The sequence below is a fragment of the Serratia inhibens genome (assembly GCF_003591175.1).
GTDB classification, from domain to species: Bacteria; Pseudomonadota; Gammaproteobacteria; order Enterobacterales; family Enterobacteriaceae; genus Serratia; species Serratia inhibens.
Genome location: NZ_QYYG01000005.1, coordinates 182,629 through 208,315 on the forward strand (window position 1 = coordinate 182,629; position 25,687 = coordinate 208,315).

Here is a 25,687-nt window from a genome sequence, read left to right on the forward strand (position 1 = left end):
ATGCATAACGACGAATTTTATATGGCGCGCGCCTTTGAGTTGGCGCGTCTGGGGCGTTTCACTACCGCACCCAACCCGAACGTCGGCTGCGTTATCGTGCGTGACGGCGAAATCGTCGGCGAGGGTTATCACCTGCGAGCCGGCGAGCCTCATGCGGAAGTGCATGCGTTGCGCATGGCGGGCGAGCGGGCGCGTGGCGCCACCGCTTATGTCACGCTGGAGCCCTGCAGCCATCACGGGCGCACGCCCCCCTGCGCAGATGCGCTGGTCGCCGCCGGCGTTGTCCGCGTGGTTGCTGCGATGCAGGATCCCAACCCGGAGGTTGCCGGTCGTGGCCTGTACAAGCTGCAACAGGCGGGTATAGACGTACGTCACGGCCTGATGCTGAGCGATGCCGAAGCGGTGAATCCGGGGTTCCTCAAACGCATGCGCACCGGTTTTCCTTATGTGCAACTGAAGCTGGGTGCCTCGCTCGATGGCCGTACGGCAATGGCCTCCGGCGAGAGCCAGTGGATCACCTCACCGCAAGCGCGGCAGGACGTTCAACGTCTGCGAGCGCAAAGCGCCGCCATCCTGAGCACCAGCGCCACAGTATTGGCCGACGATCCGTCACTGACGGTGCGTTGGGATGAACTGGATGCCGCCACTCAGAGCCTCTATCCGCGTGAAAATCTGCGCCAGCCGTTGCGCATCATCCTCGACAGCCGGAACCGCGTGACGCCGCAGCACCGGGTGGTGCGTGCGCCAGGGGCGACCTGGCTGGCTCGGTTGCAACCGGACGAGCAGAGTTGGCCGCAGGATGTTGAACAACTGACATTTCCGGCGCACGGCGGCGGGGTCGATCTGGTCGTGATGATGATGCAACTGGCGAAACGCCAGGTGAATTCCATCTGGGTAGAAGCCGGCGCTGCGCTTTCCGGCGCGTTGTTGCAGGCAGGGCTGGTTGATGAGCTCATTTTGTACATCGCGCCAAAACTGATGGGTGATAATGGGCGCGGCTTGTGCCAGTTGCCGGGCCTTGAACGCCTGGCCGATGCGCCGGAATTCGTCTTCAGCGAAGTGCGGCAAATCGGCCCCGACCTGCGCTTGCGGCTGAAGCCGAAATACTGAACATAACGTCCGCTTGCCGGTCCGATTGGCGTTTTGCAAAACCGCCGCGCAGGCAGACAAAGAATGTGATAGAATCCGCCCCCCTGCGGGGTATTGAACCCATTTTTAAGGAAAGCCCATGAAAGTTATCGAAGGTGTTGTTGCTACTCCAAATGCCCGTGTGGCGATCGCAATTGCACGTTTTAACAATTTCATCAACGACAGCCTGCTGCAAGGTGCCATCGACGCACTGAAGCGCATTGGTCAGGTTGCTGACGACAACATCACAGTTGTCTGGGTCCCGGGCGCTTACGAGCTGCCACTGACTGCTCGCGTGCTGGCCAACACCGGCAAATACGATGCGATTATCGCGTTGGGCACCGTTATCCGTGGGGGCACCGCGCACTTCGAATATGTAGCGGGCGAAGCCAGCTCCGGCATCGGCAATGTTTCGCTGAACGCTGAAATCCCGGTTGCCTTTGGCGTGCTGACCACCGAGAGCATTGAACAGGCTATCGAGCGTGCCGGTACCAAAGCGGGCAACAAGGGTGCTGAAGCTGCTCTGACCGCACTTGAAATGATTAATGTTATCAAAGCTATTAAAGCCTGAATTTAGTTAAGGGGAATTCCGTGAAACCTGCTGCTCGTCGCCGCGCTCGTGAGTGCGCTGTTCAAGCGCTTTACTCTTGGCAGTTGTCTAAAAATGACATTGCCGATGTTGAACACCAGTTCCTGACGGAGCAAGATGTCAAAGATGTGGACATCGCCTATTTTCGGGAGCTGCTGTCCGGCGTGGCGGTGAATGCGGGTCTGCTGGATGGCCTGATGGCACCTTTCCTGTCGCGTCAGCTCGAAGAGCTGGGCCAGGTAGAAAGAGCCGTCCTGCGTATTGCGCTGTTTGAGCTGAAAATGCGTGAGGATGTGCCTTACAAAGTGGCTATCAACGAAGCGATCGAACTGGCGAAAACCTTCGGCGCCGAAGACAGCCACAAGTTTGTGAATGGCGTGCTGGATAAAGCAGCACCGAGCATCCGCAAGAAAAAATAAAAAATTAAGGCCGGTATCTCCGGCCTTAATTTCTTCTATTGGAATATCAACCATGGCATGCGGCGAATTTGACCTCATTGCCCGCTATTTTGACCGGTTTAAGAGTCTGCGCCGGGACGTACAGTTGGGCATTGGAGATGACTGCGCACTCCTGACAGTGGCAGAAAAACAGCTTTTGGCCGTCAGTACCGACACCCTGGTTTCGGGCGTTCACTTCCTGCCGGATATCGATCCGGCCGATCTCGGCTACAAAGCACTGGCGGTCAACTTGAGCGATCTGGCGGCAATGGGCGCCGATCCGGCCTGGCTTTCACTGGCGTTAACCTTGCCTGATGTGAATGAGCCCTGGCTGAAGGCGTTCAGCGACAGCCTGTTCGAACAGCTCAATTATTACGGTATGCAATTGATTGGCGGCGACACCACGCGCGGCCCGTTGAGCATGACGTTAACCATTCATGGCCTGATCCCGGCCGGCCGGGCGTTGACCCGCAGCGGTGCGCGCATCGGCGATTGGATTTACGTTACCGGTACGTTGGGCGACAGCGCCGCCGGCCTGGCGATTTTGCAAGATCGCCTGCAGGTAGCGGATGCCGACGCACGCGATTACCTGATTGGCCGCCATCTGCGGCCGCAGCCGCGGGTGCTGCAGGGGCAGGCGCTGCGTGATTTAGCCAGCTCGGCGATTGATATTTCCGACGGGTTGATCTCCGATCTGAAGCACGTGCTGAAAGCCTCCGAGTGCGGGGCGCGCATCGATCTGGATGAGCTGCCGCTTTCGCAGGTATTGAGCAGCCACGCGGACATTGAACAGGCGCTGCGCTGGGCGCTGACCGGCGGTGAAGATTACGAACTGTGCTTTACGGTGCCGGAAATCAACCGCGGCGCGCTGGAAGTGGCGCTGAGCCACCTGGGCGCGGATTACACCTGTATTGGCCAGATTGGTCCGCTTTCCGAAGGCATTAAATTCTACCGCAACGATGAAGCGGTGGAGCTTCCGTGGAAGGGCTTCGATCATTTCAGCACGGAGCAGGCGTAACATGGATGAAGCTAAACGCCGTCTGCGGATGAGCAATCCGTGGCACTTGCTGGCTACCGGTTTCGGCAGCGGCCTGTCACCGGTGGTGCCGGGCACCATGGGGTCACTGGCGGCGATTCCGTTCTGGCTGTTGCTGATCCAACTGCCGTGGCAACTCTATTCGCTGCTGGTGATGTTCAGCATCTGTATCGGCGTCTATTTGTGCCACCAGACAGCCAAAGACATGCGGGTACACGATCACGGCAGCATCGTCTGGGACGAGTTTGTCGGCATGTGGATCACGCTGATGGCGCTGCCGGTCAACGACTGGCAGTGGGTGGCCGCAGGCTTTGTGATTTTCCGTGTTCTCGACATGTGGAAACCCTGGCCGATCCGCTGGTTCGATCGTAACGTGCATGGCGGTATGGGCATCATGGTCGACGATATCGTCGCCGGGGTGCTTTCGGCCGGCATCATCTATCTGATTGGTCACCACTGGCCGCTTGGGCTGTTTTGATTGCAGGGGCGCAGTTCAACACTGCTGCGCCCTTGAACCCTCCACGTTATTCAAACCCTGTCACCTGATGCGGCACATAGGCCGTTTCCAGCTCGGCAATTTCTCCCGGCGTTAATGCCAGATCGACGGCGGCCACGGCATCTTCCAGATGTTCATGGCGCGACGCGCCGATAATGGGAGCACTGACTACCGGTTTGCTCAACAGCCAGGCCAGCGCAATCTGTGCACGTGGTACACCGCGTTCTTGTGCAAGGGTGGCGACGCGTTCGGCGATAATGCCATCGATACCTTCGGTTTCGTCATACAGATTTTTGCCGACCTGATCGGACACCAGCCGTGCGGTGGTTTCCCCCCAGGGGCGAGTCAGACGGCCGCGTGCCAGCGGGCTCCACGGTAGCACCGCGATGCCTTCGGCGGCGCACAGCGGATGCATTTCGCGCTCTTCCTCACGCTGAATCAGGTTGTACTGGTCCTGCATGCTGACAAACCGCGGCCAGCCATGCAGATCTGCGGTGTACAGCGCTTTGGCGAACTGCCAGGCATACATCGACGACGCGCCTATATAGCGCGCTTTACCGGCCCTGACCACGTCATGCAGCGCTTCCAGCGTTTCTTCAATGGGCGTTTCATAATCCCAACGGTGGATTTGCAGCAGATCGACATAGTCGGTGCCCAATCGTTTCAGGCTGTCGTCGATAGACTGCATGATTTTGGCGCGCGACAACCCGCATTCCAGATTACTCAGGGGGAAATAGACTTTGGTGGCGATCACCACGTCATCACGGCGCGCGTAATCTCGCAGCGCCCGGCCGACGATCTCCTCGCTGCTGCCGTCTGAGTAGCTGTTGGCGGTGTCAAAGAAATTGATGCCGGCGTCCAGTGCCTGTTTCAACAGTGGGCGGCTGCTTTCTTCCGGCAGCGTCCAGGCGTGGTTGCCGCGGTTGGGTTCACCGTAGGTCATACAACCCAGGCAGATGCGCGAGACGTTCAGATCGGTGTTACCCAGTTTCAGATACTTCATGCTTGCCTCCAGGTGTCAGCACAGATCTATAACTGTAGTGGATTATCGGGATGGCCGAGACGAAAACGCCCCCGCAAAGCGGAGGCGTCGGTCAATCAGGCGCGGGGATTATTGCGCCAGCCAGGCTTCGATTTGTCGCCGTATGCCGGCGGCGTCCAGGCCCAGATCGATGCGGACCTCTTCCTGGCTGCCTTGCGACACAAAGCTGTCCGGCAGGCCGATATTCAGTACCGGCACTGCCCGGCGTTTGGCCATCAGCAGTTCGTTAACGCCGCTGCCGGCGCCGCCCATAATGGCATTCTCTTCCAGCGTGACCAGCACCTCGTGGCCGGCAGCCAGCTCCAGCACCAGCTGTTCGTCCAGCGGTTTCACGAAACGCATATCCACCAGCGTGGCATTGAGGGCTTCAGCCACCTGAGCCGCTTCCGGCAGCAGGGTACCGAAGTTCAGAATCGCGATCTTTTCACCTTTCCGGCGCACTACACCCTTGCCGATCGGCAACGCGCCGAGCGGTTCCAGCGGCGCACCGGTGCCGTTACCACGCGGATAGCGGACGGCGCTCGGGCCTTCGTTATAGTGATAGCCGGTGTACAGCATCTGGCGGCACTCGTTTTCGTCGCTTGGCGTCATGATCACCATGGTCGGGATACAGCGCATGAACGACAGATCGAACGCCCCCTGGTGAGTCTGGCCGTCGGCACCGACTATGCCGCCGCGATCGATGGCAAACATCACCGGCAGTTTTTGGATCGCCACGTCGTGGATCAGCTGATCGTAAGCACGCTGCAGGAAGGTGGAGTAAATCGCCACCACCGGCTTGTAGCCGCCAATCGCCAGACCGGCGGCAAAGGTGACCGCATGCTGTTCGGCAATGGCAACGTCAAAATATTGCTGCGGATAGTCGCGGGAGAACTGCACCATGCCGGAGCCTTCGCGCATCGCCGGGGTAATGGCCATCAGCGAGCTGTCTTTGGCGGCGGTTTCACACAGCCAGTCGCCGAAGATTTTCGAATAGGTCGGCAGACCGCCGGCGCTCTTCGGCAGCGTGCCGCTGGCGGGATCGAACTTCGGCACCGCGTGGAAGCTGATCGGATCTTTTTCCGCCGGCGCGTAACCACGGCCTTTTTTGGTCATGATGTGCAGCAGCTGCGGGCCTTTCAGATCACGCATGTTTTTCAGCGTGGCGACCAGGCCCTGGACATCGTGGCCATCAACCGGGCCGATGTAGTTAAAGCCCAGCTCTTCGAACAGCGTGCCCGGGACCACCATGCCTTTCAGGTGTTCTTCGGTGCGCTTGACCAGCTCTTTGATAGGCGGCAGGCCGGACAGCACTTTTTTGCTGCCTTCGCGCAGGGTGGAATAGAGTTTGCCGGAAAGCAGCTGCGCCAGATGATTGTTCAGGGCGCCGACGTTTTCGGAGATCGACATTTCGTTATCGTTCAATACCACCAGCATATCCGGGTTGATGTCCCCAGCGTGGTTCATGGCTTCAAACGCCATGCCGGCGGTGATCGCGCCATCGCCAATCACGCAGACCGTGCGGCGATTTTTTCCTTCACGCTCCGCCGCGACCGCCATGCCGAGGCCGGCGCTGATCGAGGTAGACGAGTGGCCAACCGACAGCACGTCATATTCACTCTCGGCGCGCCAGGGAAACGGGTGAAGACCATTTTTTTGACGAATGGTGGAAATCTTGTCGCGACGGCCGGTCAGAATTTTATGCGGATAGGCCTGATGACCAACGTCCCATACCAGATGATCGAAGGGTGTGTTGTAAACATAGTGCAATGCCACCGTCAGTTCGACGGTACCCAGCCCGGACGCAAAGTGGCCGCTGGAGCGGCTGACGCTGTCCAGCAGGTATTGCCGCAGTTCGTCACACAGCTTCGGCAGGCTCTCTTTTGGCAGCGAGCGGAGTTCATCGGGATCTTCCACTAGCGCCAAGGTCGGGTATTTGGCTATATCAAGACTCATTCGATACTCATATCAGAGGAGTTAACGTCATACGTTAATTGTCGCGTTCAATAATGAAGCTGGCTAACGCTCGCAATGGCGCTGTGTTATAAGATTGCGCTGCCAAAGTGTCTAATGCAGCTAAAGCTTCCTGATAGAGATCCCACGCTTTTGCTTTCGCGCTGTCAAGCCCGAGCAAAGCTGGATAGGTGCTCTTTCCGTGTTGCTGGTCCGCCCCCTGGCGTTTACCGATTTTCTCGGTTTCGCCGACGACGTCCAAAATGTCATCCTGCACCTGAAACGCCAGGCCGATCGCTGCGGCGTAACGGTCAAGCTGAGGCAGCGCTGCACGGCCAGGTTCACCGGCGGCCAGAGCCCCAAGGCGAACCGCCGCGCGGATTAACGCGCCGGTTTTGTGGCGGTGGATTTGCTCCAGCGCAGGCAGATCGATTTGCTGCCCTTCAGCTTCGAGATCCAACGACTGGCCGCCACACATGCCGGCAACGCCGCTGGCGGTCGCCAGTTCGGACACCATCGCCAGCCGATCGCGCAGCGCCACATCGGGCATGTCGGCATCGGCCAGAATGGAAAATGCCAGCGTCTGCAGCGCATCACCCGCCAGGATCGCACTGGCTTCACCAAATTTGATATGGCAGGTCGGCTGGCCGCGGCGCAGGTCGTCATCGTCCATTGCCGGTAGATCGTCATGGATCAACGAATAGGCATGAATGCATTCTACCGCAGCGGCCGGCACATCCAAATTATTCAGTGAAACGCCAAACATCTGCCCGGTGGTATACACCAGGAACGGGCGCAGGCGTTTACCGCCCAGCAGCGCGCCATGGCGCATTGCGGCCACCATGTTGCCGTCGTTGAACGGCAGCGGTGCGATAAAATCCAGCAGCGTGCGGTCGGCCCGTTGGCGAAAAACCTGTAACTGCTCAGAAAAAGAGGCCTGTTGGGCGATCTCAGACATGACGATTACTCTGCATCCGGGGTGAAAGGCGCCAGCGCGGCGTCATCGGCGCTGTCGTTAAGTAAAATTTGCACGCGCTGCTCGGCCTGTTGCAGTTTCTGTTGGCCCTGACGCGCCAGCTGTACGCCGCGTTCGAATTCATTCAGCGCATCTTCCAACGGTAGCTCACCCGATTCCAGACGCGTCACGATGTTTTCCAGTTCGCTGAGGGAACTTTCAAAGCTGATGCTTTGCTCTGTACTGTCTGATTGTGCAGGTTTTTTCGGCATAATTTTCTTTTTACATCATCATGTGAACAGTGGCGCCAGAGCCTATCCTAGCGGATCTCGATTAGCAAATCATGGCGCGCATGTGTGGTTTTGTGCACCGAGTCCCACCAGATAGTGATATACTCCGCGCCGCAAATGCGATTGATAAAACATTCGGCAGTGCCGTTGGTTTTATCAATCGCATATACATTGTAAATCCTTTTCCCTCGTAATTCTGACAATAAAGACCGCCATGAAGTTTATCATTAAATTGTTCCCGGAAATCACCATCAAGAGTCAATCTGTGCGTTTGCGCTTCATCAAGATTCTCTCGACCAATATCCGCAACGTCCTGAAGCAGTATGATGAAACGCTGGCGGTTGTCCGTCATTGGGATCATATCGAAGTTCGCGCCAAAGATGAAAACCAGCGGCCGGTGATAGCCGATGCGCTGACGCGCATTCCCGGCATCCACCATATTCTGGAAGTGGAAGACCGCGGCTACACCGATATCCACCACATTTTCGAGCAGACGCTTGAAGCTTACCGCGAGCAACTTGAGGGGAAAACCTTCTGCGTGCGCGTCAAACGCCGCGGCAAGCAGGACTTCAACTCGCAGGACGTGGAACGTTACGTTGGCGGCGGTTTGAACCAGCACATCGAAAGTGCGCGCGTCAAGCTGTCGCACCCGCAGGTGACGGTCAATCTGGAAATCGAAGACGACAAGCTGATGCTGGTAAAAGCGCGCCGCGAAGGCATCGGCGGCTACCCGGTTGGCACCCAGGAAGACGTGTTGTCGCTGATTTCCGGCGGTTTCGACTCCGGCGTTTCCAGCTATATGCTGATGCGTCGCGGTTGCCGCGTACATTACTGTTTCTTCAATCTGGGTGGTGCGGCGCATGAAATTGGCGTCAAGCAGGTGGCATATTATCTGTGGAACCGCTTTGCCAGCTCGCACAAGGTGCGCTTTGTCGCCATCGATTTCGAACCCGTGGTCGGCGAGATCCTGGAAAAGGTCGACGATGGCCAGATGGGCGTGGTGCTCAAACGCATGATGGTGCGCGCCGCCTCGCAAGTTGCAGAACGTTATGGCGTACAGGCGTTGGTGACCGGCGAGGCGCTGGGCCAGGTGTCCAGCCAGACGCTGACTAACCTGCGTTTGATCGACAATGCGTCCGATACTCTGATCCTGCGTCCGCTGATTTCGCACGACAAAGAGCACATCATCAAAGTGGCGCGCGAGATTGGCACCGAAGACTTTGCCAAGACCATGCCGGAATACTGCGGTGTTATCTCGAAAAGCCCGACGGTAAAAGCGATCAAGGCAAAAATTGAAGAAGAGGAAAGTCACTTCGATTTTTCCATTCTCGATCGCGTGGTGAGTGAAGCGAAGAATGTCGATATCCGTACCATCGCCGAACAGGCGCAGGAACAGGTTGCCGAAGTAGAAACCGTGGCGGCCTTTGGCGCTGACGAAGTGATCCTGGATATCCGTTCCAACGACGAGCAGGAAGAGAAGCCGCTGAAACTGGAGCAGGTTGAGGTGAAACCGCTGCCGTTCTACAAACTCAGCACGCAGTTTGGCTCCCTGGATCAGAGCAAAACCTACCTGCTGTACTGCGATCGTGGCGTGATGAGCCGTCTGCAGGCGCTGTACCTGCTGGAGCAGGGGTTTACCAACGTCAAAGTCTATCGCCCTTAAATCCCCTTTCTGCATGGGGATCCCAATAGATTTCGAGCTGTAGCCAACAAGGCTACAGTTCGAAAGATAAAGGGATTTAGTCGCGGAAGTCGTACATCCCCGGTATCAGCACCAACTGCGCCGCGATTTCCGCCGCTTTCGCTTTACCCAGCAACAAATCAATCAGCTTCAGCGCAAACTCCATCGACGTTCCCGGCCCCTGGCTGGTGAGCAGGTTGACGCGTGCGTCGTATACTACGCGCCGCTCCATCCATTTATCTGCCGGGATCTGATCTTTCAAGCCGGGGAAACCGGTCATATTGCCGATGGGGAACAGATCGTGGTGTTGCAATACCAGGGCCGGCGCCGCACAGATGGCGGCGACGATGTTGCCCTGCAGATGCATCTGACGCACTTTCTCTACCAATAGCGGGCTGTCGCGGAAACACTCGGCACCCTTCAGGCCACCGGGCAGCACGATGGCATCGAAGGGATCGTCCACAATCGATACCAGCGGCGCATCCGCCAGCAGCCTTACGCCGCGTGAACAGACGATAGTCAGGTCGCCGTCACCGGCCACGCTGGCGGTAGTGACATTGACACCCGCTCGCACCAGAAGATCGATGGTGGTGACGGCTTCGGTTTCTTCGCTACCAGGTGCCAGGCAGACCAGCGCCGATACGCTCATATTCATTTTCCTTTCGCTTAATCAATTCAAACAACCGCGCGTTTTCCGGCAGAATCATGCCGTGGCTGCGCGCGCGGCGCAGCAGGTAGCCGGTAATGTAGTCGATCTCGGTATGCCGCTGGGTGCGGACATCCTGCAGCATCGAAGAGATGTTATCCGCCGTGCTTTGAATCACCTCCATCACGTACTGCCACAGCCCTTCGCATGAGGTGTGGTAGCCTTCCATTTCCATCACGCTGGAGACTTCGCGGCACAGGATTTCGATTTGCTCCGGGTAGCGTTGGAGCTCGCCATTACGGCAGTTATACAGCGCCGTCAGTGGGTTAATCACGCAATTGACGGCCAGCTTGCGCCAGTTCGCTGAAGCAATGTTGTCGTGCCAGGCCACATCGGGCAGCGCCTGATGCAACACTTCCGCCAGATGGCTAAGGTGTATCGCCGCCGCCGATGTCGGGCCGATATGCGTGGTGCCGCCGGCAACATGGATAATAGTGCTGCCTTCGCGTCGTGCCGCGTGGGTTGTGGTGCCCTGCAGGATCGGTTGATGGTTCGGCGGCAGCTCATCCTGGGTACCCATGCCGTTATGCAGCAGCAAAATGGCGCAACGCGGGTTCAACCTGGGCAGCAGCGCGCTGACGGCGCCGGAAACCTGCCAGGCTTTCAGCGTGACCAGCAACAGTTCGCTTTGGGCCAGATGTTCGGGATCGTTGGTGGGCAAATTACGGTTGAACGAGACGCCCTCAGGCTCAATCACGTTCACTGCGCAGAAGGGTTGCGGCACCCGCAGCCATCCCTGTACGTCGTGGCCCTGCTGATAAAGCCTGGAAAGCCACAGTTGTCCGAGCGCGCCGCAACCAAGAACAGTTATTTTCATCCAGTCTCCTTGGGGTAACGGGAATACCGCTCACTTACTGTCGTATAATTATAGACTTTTCTGCTACCCGGCGAGTTATCTGCCGGCAGGTTCAGCAGATTTTGTCTGGAGCGCTAAAGCGGTTATCATGCTCGGCATCGAAATCGCCTATCGCATTAGGCTCTAATTCAGGAGGAAGAAGTATGCCATCTTTCGACATTGTTTCCGAAATTGATATGCAGGAAGTGCGTAACGCCGTTGAGAACGCCACGCGCGATCTCGGCACCCGTTGGGATTTTCGCAACGTACCGGCCAGTTTTGAGCTGAACGAAAAAGATGAAAGCATCAAAGTCGCCAGCGAATCAGATTTCCAGGTGCAGCAACTGCTCGATATTCTGCGTGAGAAACTGAGCAAGCGCAGTATCGATGGCGGCGCGCTGGAGATCCCGGAAGAAATGACCCACAGTGGCAAAACCTACAGCGTGGAAGCCAAGCTGAAGCAGGGTATTGAAACCACCCAGGCGAAGAAAATCGTCAAGCTGATCAAAGACAGCAAGCTGAAGGTGCAGGCACAAATTCAGGGCGATGAAGTCCGCGTTACCGGCAAGTCACGCGACGATTTGCAAGGGGTGATGGCGCTGGTGCGCGGCGCCGATCTGGGGCAACCGTTCCAGTTCAAGAACTTCCGCGATTAACTTTTCCGCGACGATATTACCGAGGGCCAGCAAGCTGGCCCTTTCTATTACAGCGAATTTACCAGCGCTTCCAACTGGCCGCGATTGGTCTGTTTGGTATCGACCTTCACGTAGGCACTGCGCTCTTCGGGCACTACAATCGCTTCCGCCACGCCAGGCTGGGCCTTCAGACGACTTTCCAGCGCAGAATCCTTCACCGCCAGTTCCGACAACGTAATGCGCAGGCTGCTGACGTACGGGGGTTCTTGCATGGTGCTGCTGACCAGGAACCACACTGCTGCGATAACCGCTCCGGCGATAAACACTAACCCGGCGCCTTGCAGGCCGTACAACAAGCCACCCAAACTGCCGCCAATCGCCACGCCGATAAACTGGCTGGTGGAGTAAACCCCCATGGCGGTACCTTTGTAGCCGGCCGGGGATTCTTTACTGATCAACGAAGGCAGAATCGCTTCCATCACGTTAAAGGCCATGAAGAACAGCTGCACGCCGGCAATGATGCCCCACAGGTGGGCGCCGGATAGCCACAACAGCACTTCGGCGCAGAACAGAACCGCCACACAGCCCATAAACACCTGCTTCATGCGGCGTTTCATTTCGGCATAAATGATAAAAGGCACCACGGCGGCGAAAGAGACCAGCATGGTGACCAAATAGACGATCCAATGCTGGCTCGGCGCCAGGCCGGCTTTTTCCATCGCCAACGGCAGCGCCACGAAGCTGGACATCAGCAGGATATGCAGACACATGATGCCGAAATTCAGCTTCAGCAGACGGGAGTTGCTCAGTACCTTGCTGAAGCTGCCGCGCACGATGCTCGATTCACGGTTCAGAACGTGGCTGTCGGCGGAAGGCACGACTGCAAGAGTAATCACGATACCGGCCAGGGCCAGCACGGCAATCATCCAAAATAGCGCATGCAGGCCGAAAGCGTGGGTGACGATCGGGCCGACGACCATGGCAATGGCAAAGGTGATGCCGAAGCTGACGCCGATAAACGCCATCGCTTTGGTGCGGTTCTGCTCGCGGGTCAGGTCCGACAGCAATGCCATCACCGCCGCAGCGATAGCCCCGGAGCCCTGCAATGCCCGGCCGAGGATAACGCCCCAAATGGAATCGGTGACAGCGGCGATAACGCTGCCCAGCGCAAAGATCAATAGCCCGCCGACGATCAGCGGCTTGCGGCCGATGCGGTCGGAAATCAGGCCGAAGGGGATCTGAAACACCGCCTGTGCCAGGCCGTAAATGCCGATGGCGATACCGATCAGCGTTTCGCTGGCGCCGTTTAGCGCCATACCGTAGGTGGTCAGAACCGGCAGCACCATAAACATGCCAAGCATGCGCAGTGAAAATACCGTCCCTAATCCCCAGGTCGCCCGTCGTTCCTGCGGGGTCATTGCATTGTCGTTCATTAAAACCTCATTAAAAGCCATTCCAGCAGGTTATCGGCGATAACGCCTGGTGGGATAGCTTCTGAAAAGCTGCGTCATTTTAGTGTGAAGGGCAGGGGGGGTAAATCGAATGTTGTTTAACAGATATTACAGTTAGGCGGCTTTTCGGCGAGACAAATAAAATGGGCCGCTTAGCGGCCCATTTACAGACGATTTGGCTTACCAGACGTAGGTCATCAGCGTTTCTGGCGATGCCGAGGCGCTGAAGTCGATGGACATCATCACGCTCAGCGAAGTGATGGCAACAATGGAGAACACGAACAGCTTGCGCGCCCAGATGCTGTCATTTTCGGTTTTGTAACCACGCAACGCCATACCCAGCCACCATACGCTTACCGCCGCAGCGACGATCAGGTATTTGTAGCCGGCATAGCCGCCCAGGGTCAGCATCAGCGTAGCAATCATAAACGCCAGAATGTAGACCGTGATGTGGTTCTTCGCCACGGAAATGCCTTTGACCACCGGCAGAACCGGAATGTTGGCCGCCTGGTAATCTTTAAAACGGAAGATGGCAATCGCATAGGAATGCGGCATCTGCCACAGGCTAAAGATAGCCAGCAGGATCAACGCACCGGCATCAAACTCGTTGGTCACCGCGCAGTAACCGATAACCGGTGGCGCAGCGCCCGACAGGCTGCCGATCAGCGTGCCGTATACCGAGTGGCGTTTCATGTACAGGCTATAAACGCCGACATAAACCACGAAGCCCATCACCGCCAGCCACATGGCCAGCGGGTTGGCGCCGATATACAGCAACACAAAGCCCGCAATACCCAGAACGGTAGCATAAACCAGGGTCACACTCGGCGCGATCAGGCCTTTCACCAGCACCCGGTTCTTCGTTCTCTCCATTTTCTTGTCGATGTCGCGGTCAATGTAGTTGTTAAACACACAGCCCGAAGCGACAACCAACGAGACACCCAGCAGGGTGGCGAGAAACAGGGGATAGTCGATGCTTCCTTTGGAAGCGAGCAGGAATCCCCCTACGACAGAAATTAAATTGCCGAAAATAATTCCTGGTTTAGTTACTTGCAGGTATTGCTTAATCATCACGTGCAGCTCGACTCTTAACTGACCATCATATTGATGTTGAGGTTGTACATAATCCAGAGTGAACCCACAACAACGATACCGATGATCATAGCGGTGAACAGCAATGCCACCAGGTTCCAGCGCTCTTCCGATGAGGTATTCATGTGCAGGAAGTAAATCAGGTGAACAATTACCTGAATTACCGCCATGCCGACTACAACCGCCAGGATGGTTGAGTGAGAGGCTGTGCCGCTCATCACCATCGCAAATGGAATCACCGTCAGGATGATCGACAGGATAAAGCCGATCAGATATGACTTAACGCTACCGTGGCTTGCGCCGCCGTGAGAAGTTTCATGGGATGAATGGCTCATGACATAACCCCCAACAGGTAGACAACGGTAAATACGCAGATCCAGACCACGTCCAGGAAGTGCCAGAACAGGCTCAGGCACATCAGACGGGTTTTGTTGGTTGAAGTCAGGCCGCGCTTGCTCACCTGAATCATCATGATGATGATCCAAACCAGACCGGTAGACACGTGCAGACCGTGAGTAGCAACCAGTGCGAAGAAGCCAGACAGGAACGCGCTGCGATCCGGACCGAAACCTTCGGCGATCAAATGATGGAATTCATAGATTTCCATCGCTACGAAGCCCAGACCGAACAGGAAGGTCAGGAACAGCCAGGTATTAACGCTGCCAACCTTGCCCTTGTTCATGCCGATCATCGCCATACCGTAGGTGATGGAGCTGAACAACAGCAGGAAGGTTTCAACCAGGACAAACTTCAGATCGAAGATGTGTTTGCCGGAGGGACCGCCAGCGGTCCCGTTCACCAGTACTGCATAAGTCGCGAACAAGCTCGCAAACAAAATACAGTCGCTCATCAGGTAGATCCAGAATCCGAAGACTTTGGTCTCTCCTGCGTCATGGTGCCCATGCTCTGCATGGGCTGCGTTATGGTTAGTCAGAGTATCAGTTGACATGTTTCACGCCTGCTTTGCTGATTTGTTCATAGTGTTGGTTCTCAATGCGCTCGATTTCATCAACCTGCACATAGTAATCAACATCTTCATCGAAGCTCTTGGCAATCCAGGTCACGATCATACCTACGAAGGCAGCGATCGCCATCCACCAGATGTCCCAGATCATCGCGAAACCAAATACCAGGCTGAAGCCAGCAATAATCACACCGGCGCCGGTATTTTTCGGCATATGAATCGGCTCGTACTTAGCCGGTTTCTTATAAGCTTCGCCTTTTTCTTTCATGTCCCAGAATTCATCACGGTCATGAATCTGTGGCACTACGGCAAAGTTATAGAACGGCGGTGGAGACGAAGTAGACCACTCCAGCGTACGAGCGCCCCATGGGTCACCGGTCAGATCGCGGTTCTGCTCGCGGTCACGCACGCTGACGAAGATCTGGATCAGTTGGCACAAAATACCGCAGGCAATCAGAGCTGCACCGCTAGCCGCTACCAGCAGCAGTGGGTGGAACTCAGGGTTGATGTTCTGGCTGATACGACGAGTCATACCCATAAAGCCCAGAGCATACAGCGGCATAAAGGCAACGAAGAAACCGATGATCCAGAACCAGAACGCACGGATGCCCCATTTCTCGTTCAGCGTGAAGCCGAAGGATTTAGGGAACCAGTAAGTCAGGCCGGCGAAGCAACCGAACACCACACCACCGATGATAACGTTATGGAAGTGAGCGATCAGGAACAGGCTGTTGTGCAGCACGAAGTTCGCGCCCGGAACGGCCAGCAGTACGCCGGTCATCCCACCCACAGAGAAGGTGATGATGAAGCCGATGGTCCACAGCATTGCCGAGTTGAGCTGAATGCGGCCCTGGTACATGGTGAACAGCCAGTTGAAGATTTTCACCCCGGTAGGGATGGAAATGATCATGGTGGCGATACCGAAGAAGGCGTTAACGTTCGCGCCGGACCCCATGGTAAAGAAGTGGTGCAGCCATACGACGAACGACAGAACGGTAATCGCGATGGTTGCCCATACCAGAGAGGTATAGCCGAACAGGCGTTTTCTGGAGAAGGTCGCGGTAACTTCGGAGAACACACCGAACACCGGCAGAACCAGAATATACACCTCTGGGTGACCCCAGGCCCAAATCAGGTTGATGTACATCATCATGTTGCCGCCCATATCATTGGTAAAGAAATGGGTGCCCAGATAGCGATCCAGGGTCAGCAACGCGATGGTGACGGTCAGAATTGGGAAAGAAACGATGATCAGGACGTTAGTACACAGCGCCGCCCAGGTGAACACCGGCATCTTCATCAGAGGCATGCCAGGGGCACGCATCTTCATGATGGTGGCGAAGAAGTTCACACCGGTCAACAGGGTACCCAGACCGGAAATCTGCAGACTCCAGATCCAGTAATCGACCCCTACGCCAGGACTGTATTCCTTGCCCGACAGCGGCGGATAAGCCAGCCAACCGGTCTGCGCGAACTCACCAACCCCCAGAGAGATGTTGATCAGCACTACGCCCACCACGAAGAACCAGAAGCTCAGGGAGTTCAGGAACGGGAAGGCAACGTCACGCGCGCCGATTTGCAACGGAACCACGACGTTCATCAGACCTACCACGAAAGGCATCGCCATGAAGAAGATCATGATTACGCCGTGAGCGGTAAAGATTTGGTCGTAGTGGTGCGGTGGCAGGAATCCGGCCTCGCCGGCGGACGCAAGCGCCTGCTGGCTACGCATCATGATGGCATCGGCGAAACCACGCAGCAGCATAACCATTGCCACGATGATGTACATGATACCAATTTTTTTATGATCGACCGAAGTCAGCCAATCGCTCCACAGCCATTTCCATTTGCCGAAATAAGTTATCAGAGCCAGCAGAGCCAGGCCCCCAATAACAATCGCAGCAACGGTGATCATGATGATCGGTTCGTGGTACGGAACCGCATCAAGTGTTAATTTTCCCAACATCAGATTATTCCTCGGCTCCGGCGTGAGCATGCTCACTCATGTCCATACCCTGGCTCATGTCCATGCCTTCATGCGCAGTTGCGCCTTTGTGCATGTTCATGTCGCCCATGAATTTGCCAATAGTTTCTTTGAACAAATTCGGTTTGACACTGGAGAAGTACTCGACCGGGTTGTTTTCACTCGGCTCTGCCAGTTTGTTAAAGTCGCTGGTGGCGTTAAGGTTATTAGACGATTCTTTCACCTTGGCAACCCACTGATCGAAGTCGCCTTCGGTTGGGGTGACAATAGCGGTGAATTTCATGCCGGAGAACCCGCGACCGCTGAAGCTACTGGAAATACCGTCGTATTTGCCCGCTTCATTGCCGATCAGGTGCAGTTTGGTCTGCATCCCGGCCATCGCATAAATCTGCCCACCTAACTGAGGAATAAAGAACGAGTTCATTACCGAGTTAGAGGTGATCTTGAATTCGACTGGAACATCTTTCGGGAAAGCCAGCTCATTAACCGTCGCGATACCTTGTTCCGGGTAGATAAACAGCCATTTCCAGTCGAGCGACACCACTTCGATCGTCATCGGCTTCTTGTCGGTGACAATCGGCTTGAACGGATCAAGTTCGTGGGTAGTCTTCCAGGTAATGGTGCCAAGGATGGCGATGATGATGATAGGAATGGTCCAGACGACCGCTTCGATCTTGTTGGAATGTGACCAGTTCGGACTGTATTTGGCGTCTTTGTTGGAAGCACGGTACTTCCAGGCAAAGGCGAACGCCATAAAGATAACCGGTATCACCACGATCAACATCAGCGCGATTGCAGTGATAATCAGTGTCCGTTGCTCAACACCAATTGCTCCTTTGGGGTTCATCAATACCATATTGCAACCACTGAGCATTACAGTGGACGCAATTAATGACAACATCCCAATACTTTTATTGTATTTCTTAAGTCTCATCTAACGACCTCAATTACAAAGGCTCTATTGTCGTTTCATGTGTGCGGGCATTTTACGGGAAGGTTGCAGTACTGTAAACATGCTTAAGGGAGTGTCAGCGCCTTGTTGACACTTTCTGTTAAGGGGGTCACAGATGTAACCTTGCGTGACAATTTACCAATGGCAACAACGCGTTGGCGAGCTGAATCGTGCCGGGCAGGCTCTATGTTAAGGAAAACTAACGGTATGCTGATTTTGGCCGATTAACCTGCCGTATTTTAAATACGAAGGAAAGGTTTATATAATGTAAAATAATTGTGTATTTAAAGTGACGGTAATTTTATTTCCGCGTGTCTTGCTCGGATAAAAAAATAATTTTAACGGCAATTATGTTTTTTTAGAAAAATAAACGCATCACGTTGATGCTTTTTTGCCGACCGGTGCTATGACCGGCCGGCGATATCAGGCCAGACGGGTGCGGCGCAGCGCGAGATAGTCAAGCAGGCTGCCCATCGCGATACCCACCAGGCTCAGTGCGGCGCCTGCCTGCAGCAAGAGATTGGCCAGGTTCGGCAAGGCACTCCAGCCGAGCGCGTTGGTAATCAGCAAAATCAGCCAGACCGCCAACAGTGAGCAGCCGAGGGTCAGCAGACGCAGCGCCCAGCGGTAAAGTTGGCGGAACTCGGTACGCGGCATGAAATTGTCTGTGCGCTGAGTATATTCCAGCGTTTGACGACACACGCGCAACAGCAGCAGGCCTGGCAGGGCGGCTGCTATCGAGAATAAATAGAACAGCGGCCAGCCGTGGGCTTCAACGAACCAACCGGCAATCGGGCCAACGTAGACGCGGCCGACGGCGGACAGCGCCGACAGCAGGGCGAACTGGGTGGCGGAAAACGACTTGTTGCACAACGTCATCAGCAACGCGACGAAAGCCGCGGTGCCCATACCGCCGCACAGATTTTCCAGAAAAATGGCGCTGCCCATGGTCATGATACTCTTGTCGGTGATCGCCAGGATCCAGTAACCGAGATTGGACACCGCCTGGAGGATGCCGAACAGCATCAGGGCGCGGAACAGGCTAAGGCGCTGCATCAGCACGCCGCCAAACAGGGCACCGACGATGGTGGCGAACAGGCCGAGAGTCTTGTTGACCAGCCCGACTTCTCCGGCGTCGAAGCCCACGCCGCGGATCAGGAACGTGGTGCTCAGGCTGCCGGCAAAGGCGTCGCCCATCTTGTACATGACTATCAGCAGCAAAATCAGCCAGGCATTGTTACGCGCAAAGAAATCACGCAGCGGAGCGACTACCGCCTGTTCCATCGAGCGCGGTGCCGGAATGCCGTCGTCCGGCTCCGGCGCCAGCAGGGTGGCGACGATACCAATCAGCATCAGCCCTGCCATCAGCCAATAGGTTGATTGCCAACCGAAGTAACGATCCGCCAGCCACAGCGCCAAGCCGCCGGAGACCAGCATCGCCAGGCGGTAGCCGAGAACGGAGATCGCCGCCCCGGTACCGCGTTCTTCGGCGCTCAGCAGGTCGGTTTTATACGCATCAAAAACAATATCCTGCGAGGCAGAACAGAATGCTACCAGCACCGCCAGCGCCGCCAGCCACCACAGATGCTCTGCCGGCTGCATAAAGCCCATGGCCACAATCGACACGACCAGCAGCAACTGACTGATCAATAACCAGCCACGACGTCGCCCCAGGAATGGCGGGGTGTAGCGGTCCATAAAGGGAGACCACAGGAATTTGAACACATAGGCCTGACCGACCAGTGAGAAAATACCGATGGTTTTCAGATCGATGTTTTCGACGGTCATCCAGGCTTGCAGCGTGCCGGAGGTCAGCGCCAGCGGCAAGCCCGAGGCAAAGCCCAGCAGCAGGAGAATGGCGGAGTTACGCTGGGTGAAAATATTCAGATACTGTTTCGACATGAGTTCCCTGTCTGTGCCGCCCGATTGCTCTGGCGGCACAAAGTATTCGCGGATTAACGCGCGTTCTGCTTGATAAAGTCGTTGACGCTGGTGTCTTGCGCCATATCGGCAATAACGTCGCCCAATACGGTGTTAACCGCGTTGGTGATTTTCTCGTTGGTCGCAGTGAATGCGCCTTGCACGTTATAGGTGGAGCGGTAGTTTTTCACCTGCTTGTTGCCGTTCTTCGCCTGAGCGGTGATCGAAATATCGGCCTTGGTGGTGATGTTATAGCGCAGGTTGCCTTCGGAGACGTCCGCATACAGGTTGTTCACCACGATTTGCAGATCAACCGCGCCATCGGCGCCGATCATGTAACCGCGCGCGCCCATTTGTTTCTCCAGCACTTCTTGCAGCAGGAAGCGCAGGTCGCGTGATGGCGTAAGCGTAACCAGCTGGCCGTCGCGATTTACTTTCGCCAACGCCTGATCCTGGCGCTGATCTGCACCGTTAATGCTGATAGTTACGCCCTGCAGGGTCGGATCCTGCTGCGGCAGTACGATCTTTGGCGTTACGTTCAGGGTGTTGCTGCTGGTAGCACAGCCGGCCAGCATCAGAGCGGCCAACAGTGGAAGGCAAAGTTTTTTTAACATAGTTACTGTCTCATTCTCGATGGATTTTAAGCCGACTCAAACTGCTGATGATAGAGAGGCCGATTTGAGTAAACTTTCTGTAATAATCAGAGCGGGATAGCCAACAACGAATTGTCGACATCATAGCATCGCCGCCGGCCGGGGGAAGCGCAGAACGCACCGGAGTGACAAATTTTTACCTGCCGTTGATAAAAACATGCTTTTTTGGCCGTCTCAATCAGATAAAGCTCAAGCGATAGCGGATGTCGGCCATTTTTTGCGCGTGACGAAGAGAAATTTACGTGATGAATAGTCTAAAAGGGGCGAAACCGGCTAATATTGAAATAGATGGGCACGGTCCTCTGCCGGTGTAGTAAGGAGATCCTATGATTCGCGAGCAAATAGAAGCAAAGTTGAGGGCGGCATTTGAGCCCGCGTATCTGGAAGTCGTTGATGAAAGCTATCGTCATAACGTTCCGGCGGGTTCAGAAAGCCATTTCAAGGTGGTGTTGGTCAGCGATCGCTTTGTCGGAGAACGTTTCCTGACGCGTCATCGCTCGATCTACGGCGTGTTGTCGGATGAGTTGGCCGATGGCGTACACGCTCTGGCGTTACATACTTATACCCTGAAAGAGTGGGAAGGGCTGCAGGATACCGTGCCTGCTTCTCCACCCTGTCGCGGGGCCGGCACGTTGGCCTGACGGCTAAATTTGCGGTATCAGTGGAACTTTAACCACGATTTAGGGTATTACTACTGACGAATTTTGGAACGGCCTGCGGGCCGTTTCTGTTTTTGACGACGACATAGCCGATGCGCAATGCAGCTAAGGCCAGGTCGGCTTCGGCGGTCTTTTGGCGATCAAATCGGCAAAAGTGTGAGTTTTAGCGCGCCGCTGCCGCCTTGCTTTCCTCGACTCGCTCCGCTTGCGCCGCTATAATGTCGCGTCTTATTTTTCCGGAATGGTTTCGGGACGCTTCAGTCATCAGGGAATTCGGTTCTGTAATGTAGCCGTCCTGGTTCTTGGAACGGAGTTGACCGAGCACTGTGATTTTTTTGAGGTAACAAGATGCAAGTTTCTGTAGAAACCACTCAAGGCCTTGGGCGCCGTCTCTCTATTACTGTACCCGCTGATACTATTAATCAGGCTGTTAAAAAAGAGCTGATCAACGCAGCAAAAAGCGTGCGTATCGATGGCTTCCGTAAAGGCAAAGTGCCGATGAACATCGTTGAGCAGCGTTATGGCGCCTCCGTTCGTCAGGACGTGCTGGGCGACGCGATGCAGCGCAGCTTTGTTGACGCGATCATCAAAGAAAAGATTAACCCGGCTGGCGCACCAAACTACGTGCCGGGCGAGTATAAAGAAGGTGAAGACTTCACTTTCGCGGTTGAATTCGAAGTGTATCCGGAAGTTGAGCTGAAAGGCCTGGATGCCATCGAAGTTGAGAAGCCAGTGGTTGAAGTTAACGACGCTGACGTTGACACCATGCTGGACACTCTGCGTAAGCAGCAGGCGACCTGGAAAGACAGCGATCGTGCAGCGCAGGCTGAAGACCGCGTGACCCTTGACTTCACTGGTTCTATCGACGGTGAAGTGTTCGAAGGCGGCAAAGCCTCTGACTTCGTACTGGCCATGGGCCAGGGCCGCATGATCCCAGGCTTCGAAGAAGGTCTGGTTGGTCATAAAGCCGGTGAAGAATTCGTCATCGACGTGAACTTCCCGGACGATTACCACGCTGAAAACCTGAAGGGCAAAGCGGCTAAATTCGCTATCGTTCTGAAGAAAGTGGAAGAGCGTGAGCTGCCAGAGCTGACTGAAGAATTCATCAAGCGTTTCGGCGTGGCTGATGGTTCTATCGAAGGTCTGCGTGCCGAAGTGCGTAAAAACATGGAGCGCGAGCTGAAAGGCGCAGTGCGTAACCGTATCAAGACCCAGGCAATCGACGGCCTGGTCAGCGCTAACGACATCGACGTTCCTGCTGCGCTGATCGACGGCGAAGTTGACGTTCTGCGCCGTCAGGCTGCACAACGTTTCGGCGGCAACGAGAAGCAAGCGCTGGAACTGCCACGTGAACTGTTCGAAGAGCAGGCAAAACGTCGCGTTGTTGTTGGCCTGCTGCTGGGCGAAGTGATCAGCACTCACGATCTGAAAGCTGACGAAGATCGCGTTAAGACTCTGATCGAAGAAATGGCCTCCGCTTACGAAGATCCAAGTGAAGTTGTTGAGTTCTACAGCAAAAACAAAGAGCTGATGAACAATATGCGCAACGTTGCTCTGGAAGAACAAGCGGTTGAAGCCCTGCTGGCGAAAGCGAAAGTGACTGAGAAAGCCACTACCTTCAGCGAGCTGATGAACCAGACTCAACAGGCGTAATGTCTGTACGCAGAGGCGCAACCCGTTGCGCCTTCGGGGCCGGCATGCCGGCCCTTGCGTAATAAAAAGCCCGTAACCTTCGGTTGCGGGCTTTTCTTTTTGCCACGTTGCTGATTAATCTCAGGTTAAGCGTGCCAATATGCACTATATTTACCCTGTTGCGCTTGGGGCAGTCTGGCATGATGGTCATCACTGTTGCTTTGGCGCACCAGCCAGGCCGGTAAAAATACTGTGCCGGGCTTGAAATTCCGTCAGTGGCCCCAATCTGTAAAATGTATATATATGTGCTGTTTGCCAGAGTGCGCGGGATGATTATAACCGTCGGGTACGTGTGGCGCGGTCGAATGCTTGAGCATAGTCATCATGACCGTTCTCAAGTAGAATCGGTGTAATAGGGTGTAACCCTGGCCGCCAAGGCAATTTCTATTAGGAGACGGTAATGTCATACAGTGGCGAACGAGATCAATTTGCACCTAACATGGCCCTGGTGCCTATGGTGGTAGAGCAGACTTCACGCGGGGAGCGTTCTTACGACATCTACTCCCGCCTGCTGAAAGAGCGCATTATTTTCCTGACCGGCCAGGTAGAAGACCACATGGCCAATCTGATCGTGGCGCAGATGCTGTTCCTGGAAGCGGAAAGCCCGGAAAAAGACATTTTCCTCTACATCAACTCTCCGGGTGGCGTGATCACCGCAGGCATGTCAATCTATGACACCATGAAGTTCATCAAGCCGGACGTCAGCACCATTTGTATGGGCCAGGCGTGCTCGATGGGCTCTTTCCTGCTGACCGCCGGTGCCAAGGGCAAACGTTTCTGCCTGCCAAACTCGCGCGTGATGATTCACCAGCCGCTGGGCGGTTATCAGGGCCAGGCGACGGACATCGAAATCCATGCGCGTGAAATCCTGAAGGTGAAGGCGCGCATGAACGAGTTGATGGCGGAACATACCGGCCAGACGCTGGAGCAGATCGAACGCGATACCGAGCGCGATCGCTTTATGACCGCGGAAGAAGCAGTAGAATACGGTCTGGTTGACGGCATTCTGACGCACCGCAGCTAGAACCACGCGGCTGGCGAGGTATATGTGCGAGCCGATAGACTATAGTAATCAGAGTGGGCGCGGCTCGCTCTGGTGAGCATTATCGGCGTTCCCGGTATGAGTTTTGGGCGCACTGCCGCCGTGATTTTCCTGCGGGACAAAGACTAAAGAAGAGGTTTACTGATGACAGATAAGCGCAAAGACGGTTCAGGAAAGCTGCTGTATTGCTCTTTCTGCGGCAAAAGCCAGCATGAAGTGCGTAAGCTGATTGCCGGTCCGTCAGTGTATATCTGCGATGAATGTGTTGACCTGTGTAACGACATTATTCGCGAAGAGATTAAAGAAGTTTCCCCGCATCGTGAGCGTAGCGCGCTGCCGACGCCGCATGAGATCCGTCACCACCTGGATGACTATGTCATCGGTCAGGAGCAGGCGAAGAAAGTGCTGGCGGTAGCGGTATACAACCACTACAAACGCCTGCGCAATGGCGACAGCAGCAACGGCATCGAGTTGGGGAAAAGCAACATTCTGCTGATTGGCCCGACCGGTAGCGGTAAAACCTTGCTGGCGGAAACGTTGGCGCGTTTCCTGGATGTGCCTTTCACCATGGCCGATGCCACCACGCTGACCGAAGCCGGTTATGTGGGTGAGGACGTGGAGAATATTATCCAGAAGCTGTTGCAGAAGTGTGACTACGACGTGCAAAAAGCGCAGCGCGGCATCGTCTACATCGATGAAATCGATAAGATTTCCCGTAAGTCAGACAACCCGTCGATTACTCGTGACGTGTCGGGCGAGGGCGTGCAGCAGGCGCTGTTGAAACTGATCGAAGGCACCATTGCCGCCGTTCCGCCGCAGGGTGGCCGTAAGCATCCGCAGCAGGAATTCTTGCAGGTCGATACCTCGAAAATCCTGTTTATCTGTGGCGGCGCCTTTGCCGGTCTGGATAAAGTGATCGGTCAGCGCGTCAATACCGGTTCCGGTATCGGCTTCGGTGCGACCGTGAAGGGCGAGTCCGAGAAAGCGACCGAAGGTGAGCTGCTGCTGCAGGCCGAACCGGAAGATCTGATCAAGTTTGGCCTGATCCCTGAGTTCATCGGTCGTCTGCCTGTGGTCGCGACGCTGAGCGAACTGAGCGAAGATGCATTGATTCAGATCCTGAAAGAGCCGAAAAATGCCCTGACCAAGCAGTATCAGGCATTGTTCAATCTGGAAGGCGTGGAGCTGGAGTTCCGTGATGAAGCGCTGAACGCTATCGCCAAGAAGGCCATGGCGCGTAAAACCGGCGCACGCGGCCTGCGTTCTATCGTTGAAGGCGCGTTGCTGGACACCATGTATGATCTGCCGTCAATGGACAGCGTAGATAAAGTGGTGATCGACGAATCGGTCATCGCCGGTCAGTCCAAGCCTCTGTTGATTTACGGCAAACCGGAAGCGCAAGCTTCAGGCGAATAATTAGCCAATCAAACCAGAAAGTTAATATCAAAATGGGGGATTTTATCCCCCATTTCTTTTTCCTGCGTTCTGGCCGTTGAATGTCAGAGATTCATCCCCA

The 25,687-nt window shown here is 55.5% G+C and carries 25 protein-coding genes; 11 read left to right on the plus strand and 14 right to left on the minus strand.

Annotated elements, in window-relative coordinates; genetic code table 11:
- From ribD to pgpA, 5 genes are all read left to right on the plus strand, one after another.
- Positions 1–1,110, plus strand: coding sequence for a bifunctional diaminohydroxyphosphoribosylaminopyrimidine deaminase/5-amino-6-(5-phosphoribosylamino)uracil reductase RibD (ribD, locus tag D4100_RS16880; RefSeq protein WP_006319757.1), 1,110 nt, complete (start codon positions 1–3; stop codon positions 1,108–1,110).
- Between the two features lie 118 nt (positions 1,111–1,228).
- Positions 1,229–1,699 (plus strand): 6,7-dimethyl-8-ribityllumazine synthase, encoded by a 471-nt coding sequence (gene ribH / locus D4100_RS16885; protein WP_004949262.1) that lies wholly within the window; start codon positions 1,229–1,231, stop codon positions 1,697–1,699.
- A 20-nt stretch (positions 1,700–1,719) separates the two neighbouring features.
- A complete protein-coding gene (gene nusB, locus D4100_RS16890; RefSeq protein ID WP_006319758.1) occupies positions 1,720–2,136 on the plus strand; it encodes a transcription antitermination factor NusB in 417 nt (138 codons plus the stop codon).
- 52 nt (positions 2,137–2,188) lie between these two features.
- On the plus strand, positions 2,189–3,172 hold the full coding sequence (gene thiL, locus D4100_RS16895) for a thiamine-phosphate kinase (RefSeq protein WP_006319759.1): 984 nt from the start codon (positions 2,189–2,191) through the stop codon (positions 3,170–3,172).
- The gene (gene pgpA / locus D4100_RS16900; protein ID WP_193395141.1) at positions 3,114–3,668 is read left to right on the plus strand and encodes a phosphatidylglycerophosphatase A; all 555 of its coding nucleotides are present in this window, start codon (positions 3,114–3,116) and stop codon (positions 3,666–3,668) included. Before thiL ends, pgpA begins: the two co-directional genes overlap by 59 nt.
- 46 nt (positions 3,669–3,714) lie before the next feature.
- Here the strand turns inward: pgpA and D4100_RS16905 are convergent, their stop codons facing one another.
- The 4 genes from D4100_RS16905 to xseB all read right to left on the minus strand — a co-directional run bounded on the left by D4100_RS16905 (position 3,715) and on the right by xseB (position 7,887).
- Positions 3,715–4,689 (minus strand): aldo/keto reductase, encoded by a 975-nt coding sequence (locus D4100_RS16905; RefSeq protein WP_006319761.1) that lies wholly within the window; start codon positions 4,687–4,689, stop codon positions 3,715–3,717.
- A gap of 108 nt (positions 4,690–4,797) precedes the next feature.
- Entirely contained in the window at positions 4,798–6,663 is a 1,866-nt protein-coding gene (gene dxs / locus D4100_RS16910) for a 1-deoxy-D-xylulose-5-phosphate synthase (protein ID WP_006319762.1), read from the minus strand.
- Positions 6,664–6,697: 34 nt separating this feature from the next.
- Entirely contained in the window at positions 6,698–7,618 is a 921-nt protein-coding gene (gene ispA / locus D4100_RS16915; RefSeq protein ID WP_119804825.1) for a (2E,6E)-farnesyl diphosphate synthase, read from the minus strand.
- Between the two features lie 5 nt (positions 7,619–7,623).
- Positions 7,624–7,887 (minus strand): exodeoxyribonuclease VII small subunit, encoded by a 264-nt coding sequence (gene xseB / locus D4100_RS16920; RefSeq protein ID WP_004949276.1) that lies wholly within the window; start codon positions 7,885–7,887, stop codon positions 7,624–7,626.
- A gap of 232 nt (positions 7,888–8,119) precedes the next feature.
- Between xseB and thiI the strand changes: the two genes are divergently transcribed.
- Positions 8,120–9,568, plus strand: coding sequence for a tRNA uracil 4-sulfurtransferase ThiI (gene thiI, locus D4100_RS16925; RefSeq protein WP_004949278.1), 1,449 nt, complete (start codon positions 8,120–8,122; stop codon positions 9,566–9,568).
- A gap of 76 nt (positions 9,569–9,644) precedes the next feature.
- Here the strand turns inward: thiI and yajL are convergent, their stop codons facing one another.
- Both yajL and panE read right to left on the minus strand, forming a co-directional pair.
- Positions 9,645–10,235 (minus strand): protein deglycase YajL, encoded by a 591-nt coding sequence (gene yajL / locus D4100_RS16930; RefSeq protein WP_006319768.1) that lies wholly within the window; start codon positions 10,233–10,235, stop codon positions 9,645–9,647.
- The gene (gene panE / locus D4100_RS16935) at positions 10,198–11,109 is read right to left on the minus strand and encodes a 2-dehydropantoate 2-reductase (protein WP_006319769.1); all 912 of its coding nucleotides are present in this window, start codon (positions 11,107–11,109) and stop codon (positions 10,198–10,200) included. Before panE ends, yajL begins: the two co-directional genes overlap by 38 nt.
- Positions 11,110–11,291: 182 nt before the next feature.
- Here panE and D4100_RS16940 point away from each other — a divergent pair, with 182 nt between their 5' ends.
- Entirely contained in the window at positions 11,292–11,783 is a 492-nt protein-coding gene (locus tag D4100_RS16940; protein WP_006319770.1) for a YajQ family cyclic di-GMP-binding protein, read from the plus strand.
- A 47-nt stretch (positions 11,784–11,830) separates the two neighbouring features.
- Here D4100_RS16940 and D4100_RS16945 read toward each other — a convergent pair whose 3' ends face one another.
- The 8 genes from D4100_RS16945 to D4100_RS16980 all read right to left on the minus strand — a co-directional run bounded on the left by D4100_RS16945 (position 11,831) and on the right by D4100_RS16980 (position 20,739).
- Positions 11,831–13,195 (minus strand): MFS transporter, encoded by a 1,365-nt coding sequence (locus D4100_RS16945; protein WP_006319771.1) that lies wholly within the window; start codon positions 13,193–13,195, stop codon positions 11,831–11,833.
- A gap of 198 nt (positions 13,196–13,393) precedes the next feature.
- Positions 13,394–14,284 carry a heme o synthase gene (cyoE, locus tag D4100_RS16950; protein ID WP_006319780.1) on the minus strand — a complete coding sequence of 297 codons (891 nt, stop codon included), beginning with the start codon at positions 14,282–14,284 and terminating at the stop codon, positions 13,394–13,396.
- 17 nt (positions 14,285–14,301) lie between these two features.
- Positions 14,302–14,640, minus strand: a complete 339-nt coding sequence (locus D4100_RS16955; RefSeq protein ID WP_004949284.1) for a cytochrome o ubiquinol oxidase subunit IV — start codon at positions 14,638–14,640, stop codon at positions 14,302–14,304.
- Positions 14,637–15,254: a cytochrome o ubiquinol oxidase subunit III gene (locus D4100_RS16960; RefSeq protein WP_119804826.1), complete on the minus strand. Its 618-nt coding sequence runs from the start codon at positions 15,252–15,254 to the stop codon at positions 14,637–14,639. The genes D4100_RS16955 and D4100_RS16960 overlap by 4 nt, the downstream gene beginning before the upstream one ends.
- Complete coding sequence (gene cyoB, locus D4100_RS16965; RefSeq protein WP_006319782.1) at positions 15,244–17,235, minus strand: cytochrome o ubiquinol oxidase subunit I; 1,992 nt, start codon at positions 17,233–17,235, stop codon at positions 15,244–15,246. Before cyoB ends, D4100_RS16960 begins: the two co-directional genes overlap by 11 nt.
- Positions 17,236–17,239: 4 nt before the next feature.
- Positions 17,240–18,187 (minus strand): cytochrome o ubiquinol oxidase subunit II, encoded by a 948-nt coding sequence (cyoA, locus tag D4100_RS16970; protein WP_006319783.1) that lies wholly within the window; start codon positions 18,185–18,187, stop codon positions 17,240–17,242.
- A gap of 441 nt (positions 18,188–18,628) precedes the next feature.
- Positions 18,629–20,107: a muropeptide MFS transporter AmpG gene (ampG, locus tag D4100_RS16975; protein WP_006319784.1), complete on the minus strand. Its 1,479-nt coding sequence runs from the start codon at positions 20,105–20,107 to the stop codon at positions 18,629–18,631.
- A gap of 53 nt (positions 20,108–20,160) precedes the next feature.
- Complete coding sequence (locus tag D4100_RS16980) at positions 20,161–20,739, minus strand: lipoprotein (protein ID WP_006319785.1); 579 nt, start codon at positions 20,737–20,739, stop codon at positions 20,161–20,163.
- A 365-nt stretch (positions 20,740–21,104) separates the two neighbouring features.
- On the opposite strand from D4100_RS16980, the gene bolA reads away from it, so the two are divergent.
- The 4 genes from bolA (at position 21,105) to clpX (ending at position 25,587) form a co-directional block, all read left to right on the plus strand.
- On the plus strand, positions 21,105–21,419 hold the full coding sequence (bolA, locus tag D4100_RS16985; protein WP_004949296.1) for a transcriptional regulator BolA: 315 nt from the start codon (positions 21,105–21,107) through the stop codon (positions 21,417–21,419).
- 366 nt (positions 21,420–21,785) lie between these two features.
- Positions 21,786–23,090, plus strand: a complete 1,305-nt coding sequence (gene tig / locus D4100_RS16995) for a trigger factor (RefSeq protein WP_006319786.1) — start codon at positions 21,786–21,788, stop codon at positions 23,088–23,090.
- A gap of 439 nt (positions 23,091–23,529) precedes the next feature.
- Entirely contained in the window at positions 23,530–24,153 is a 624-nt protein-coding gene (gene clpP / locus D4100_RS17000) for an ATP-dependent Clp endopeptidase proteolytic subunit ClpP (RefSeq protein WP_006319787.1), read from the plus strand.
- Between the two features lie 162 nt (positions 24,154–24,315).
- Positions 24,316–25,587 carry an ATP-dependent protease ATP-binding subunit ClpX gene (clpX, locus tag D4100_RS17005; protein ID WP_006319788.1) on the plus strand — a complete coding sequence of 424 codons (1,272 nt, stop codon included), beginning with the start codon at positions 24,316–24,318 and terminating at the stop codon, positions 25,585–25,587.
- The last annotated feature ends 100 nt before the right edge of the window (positions 25,588–25,687 follow it).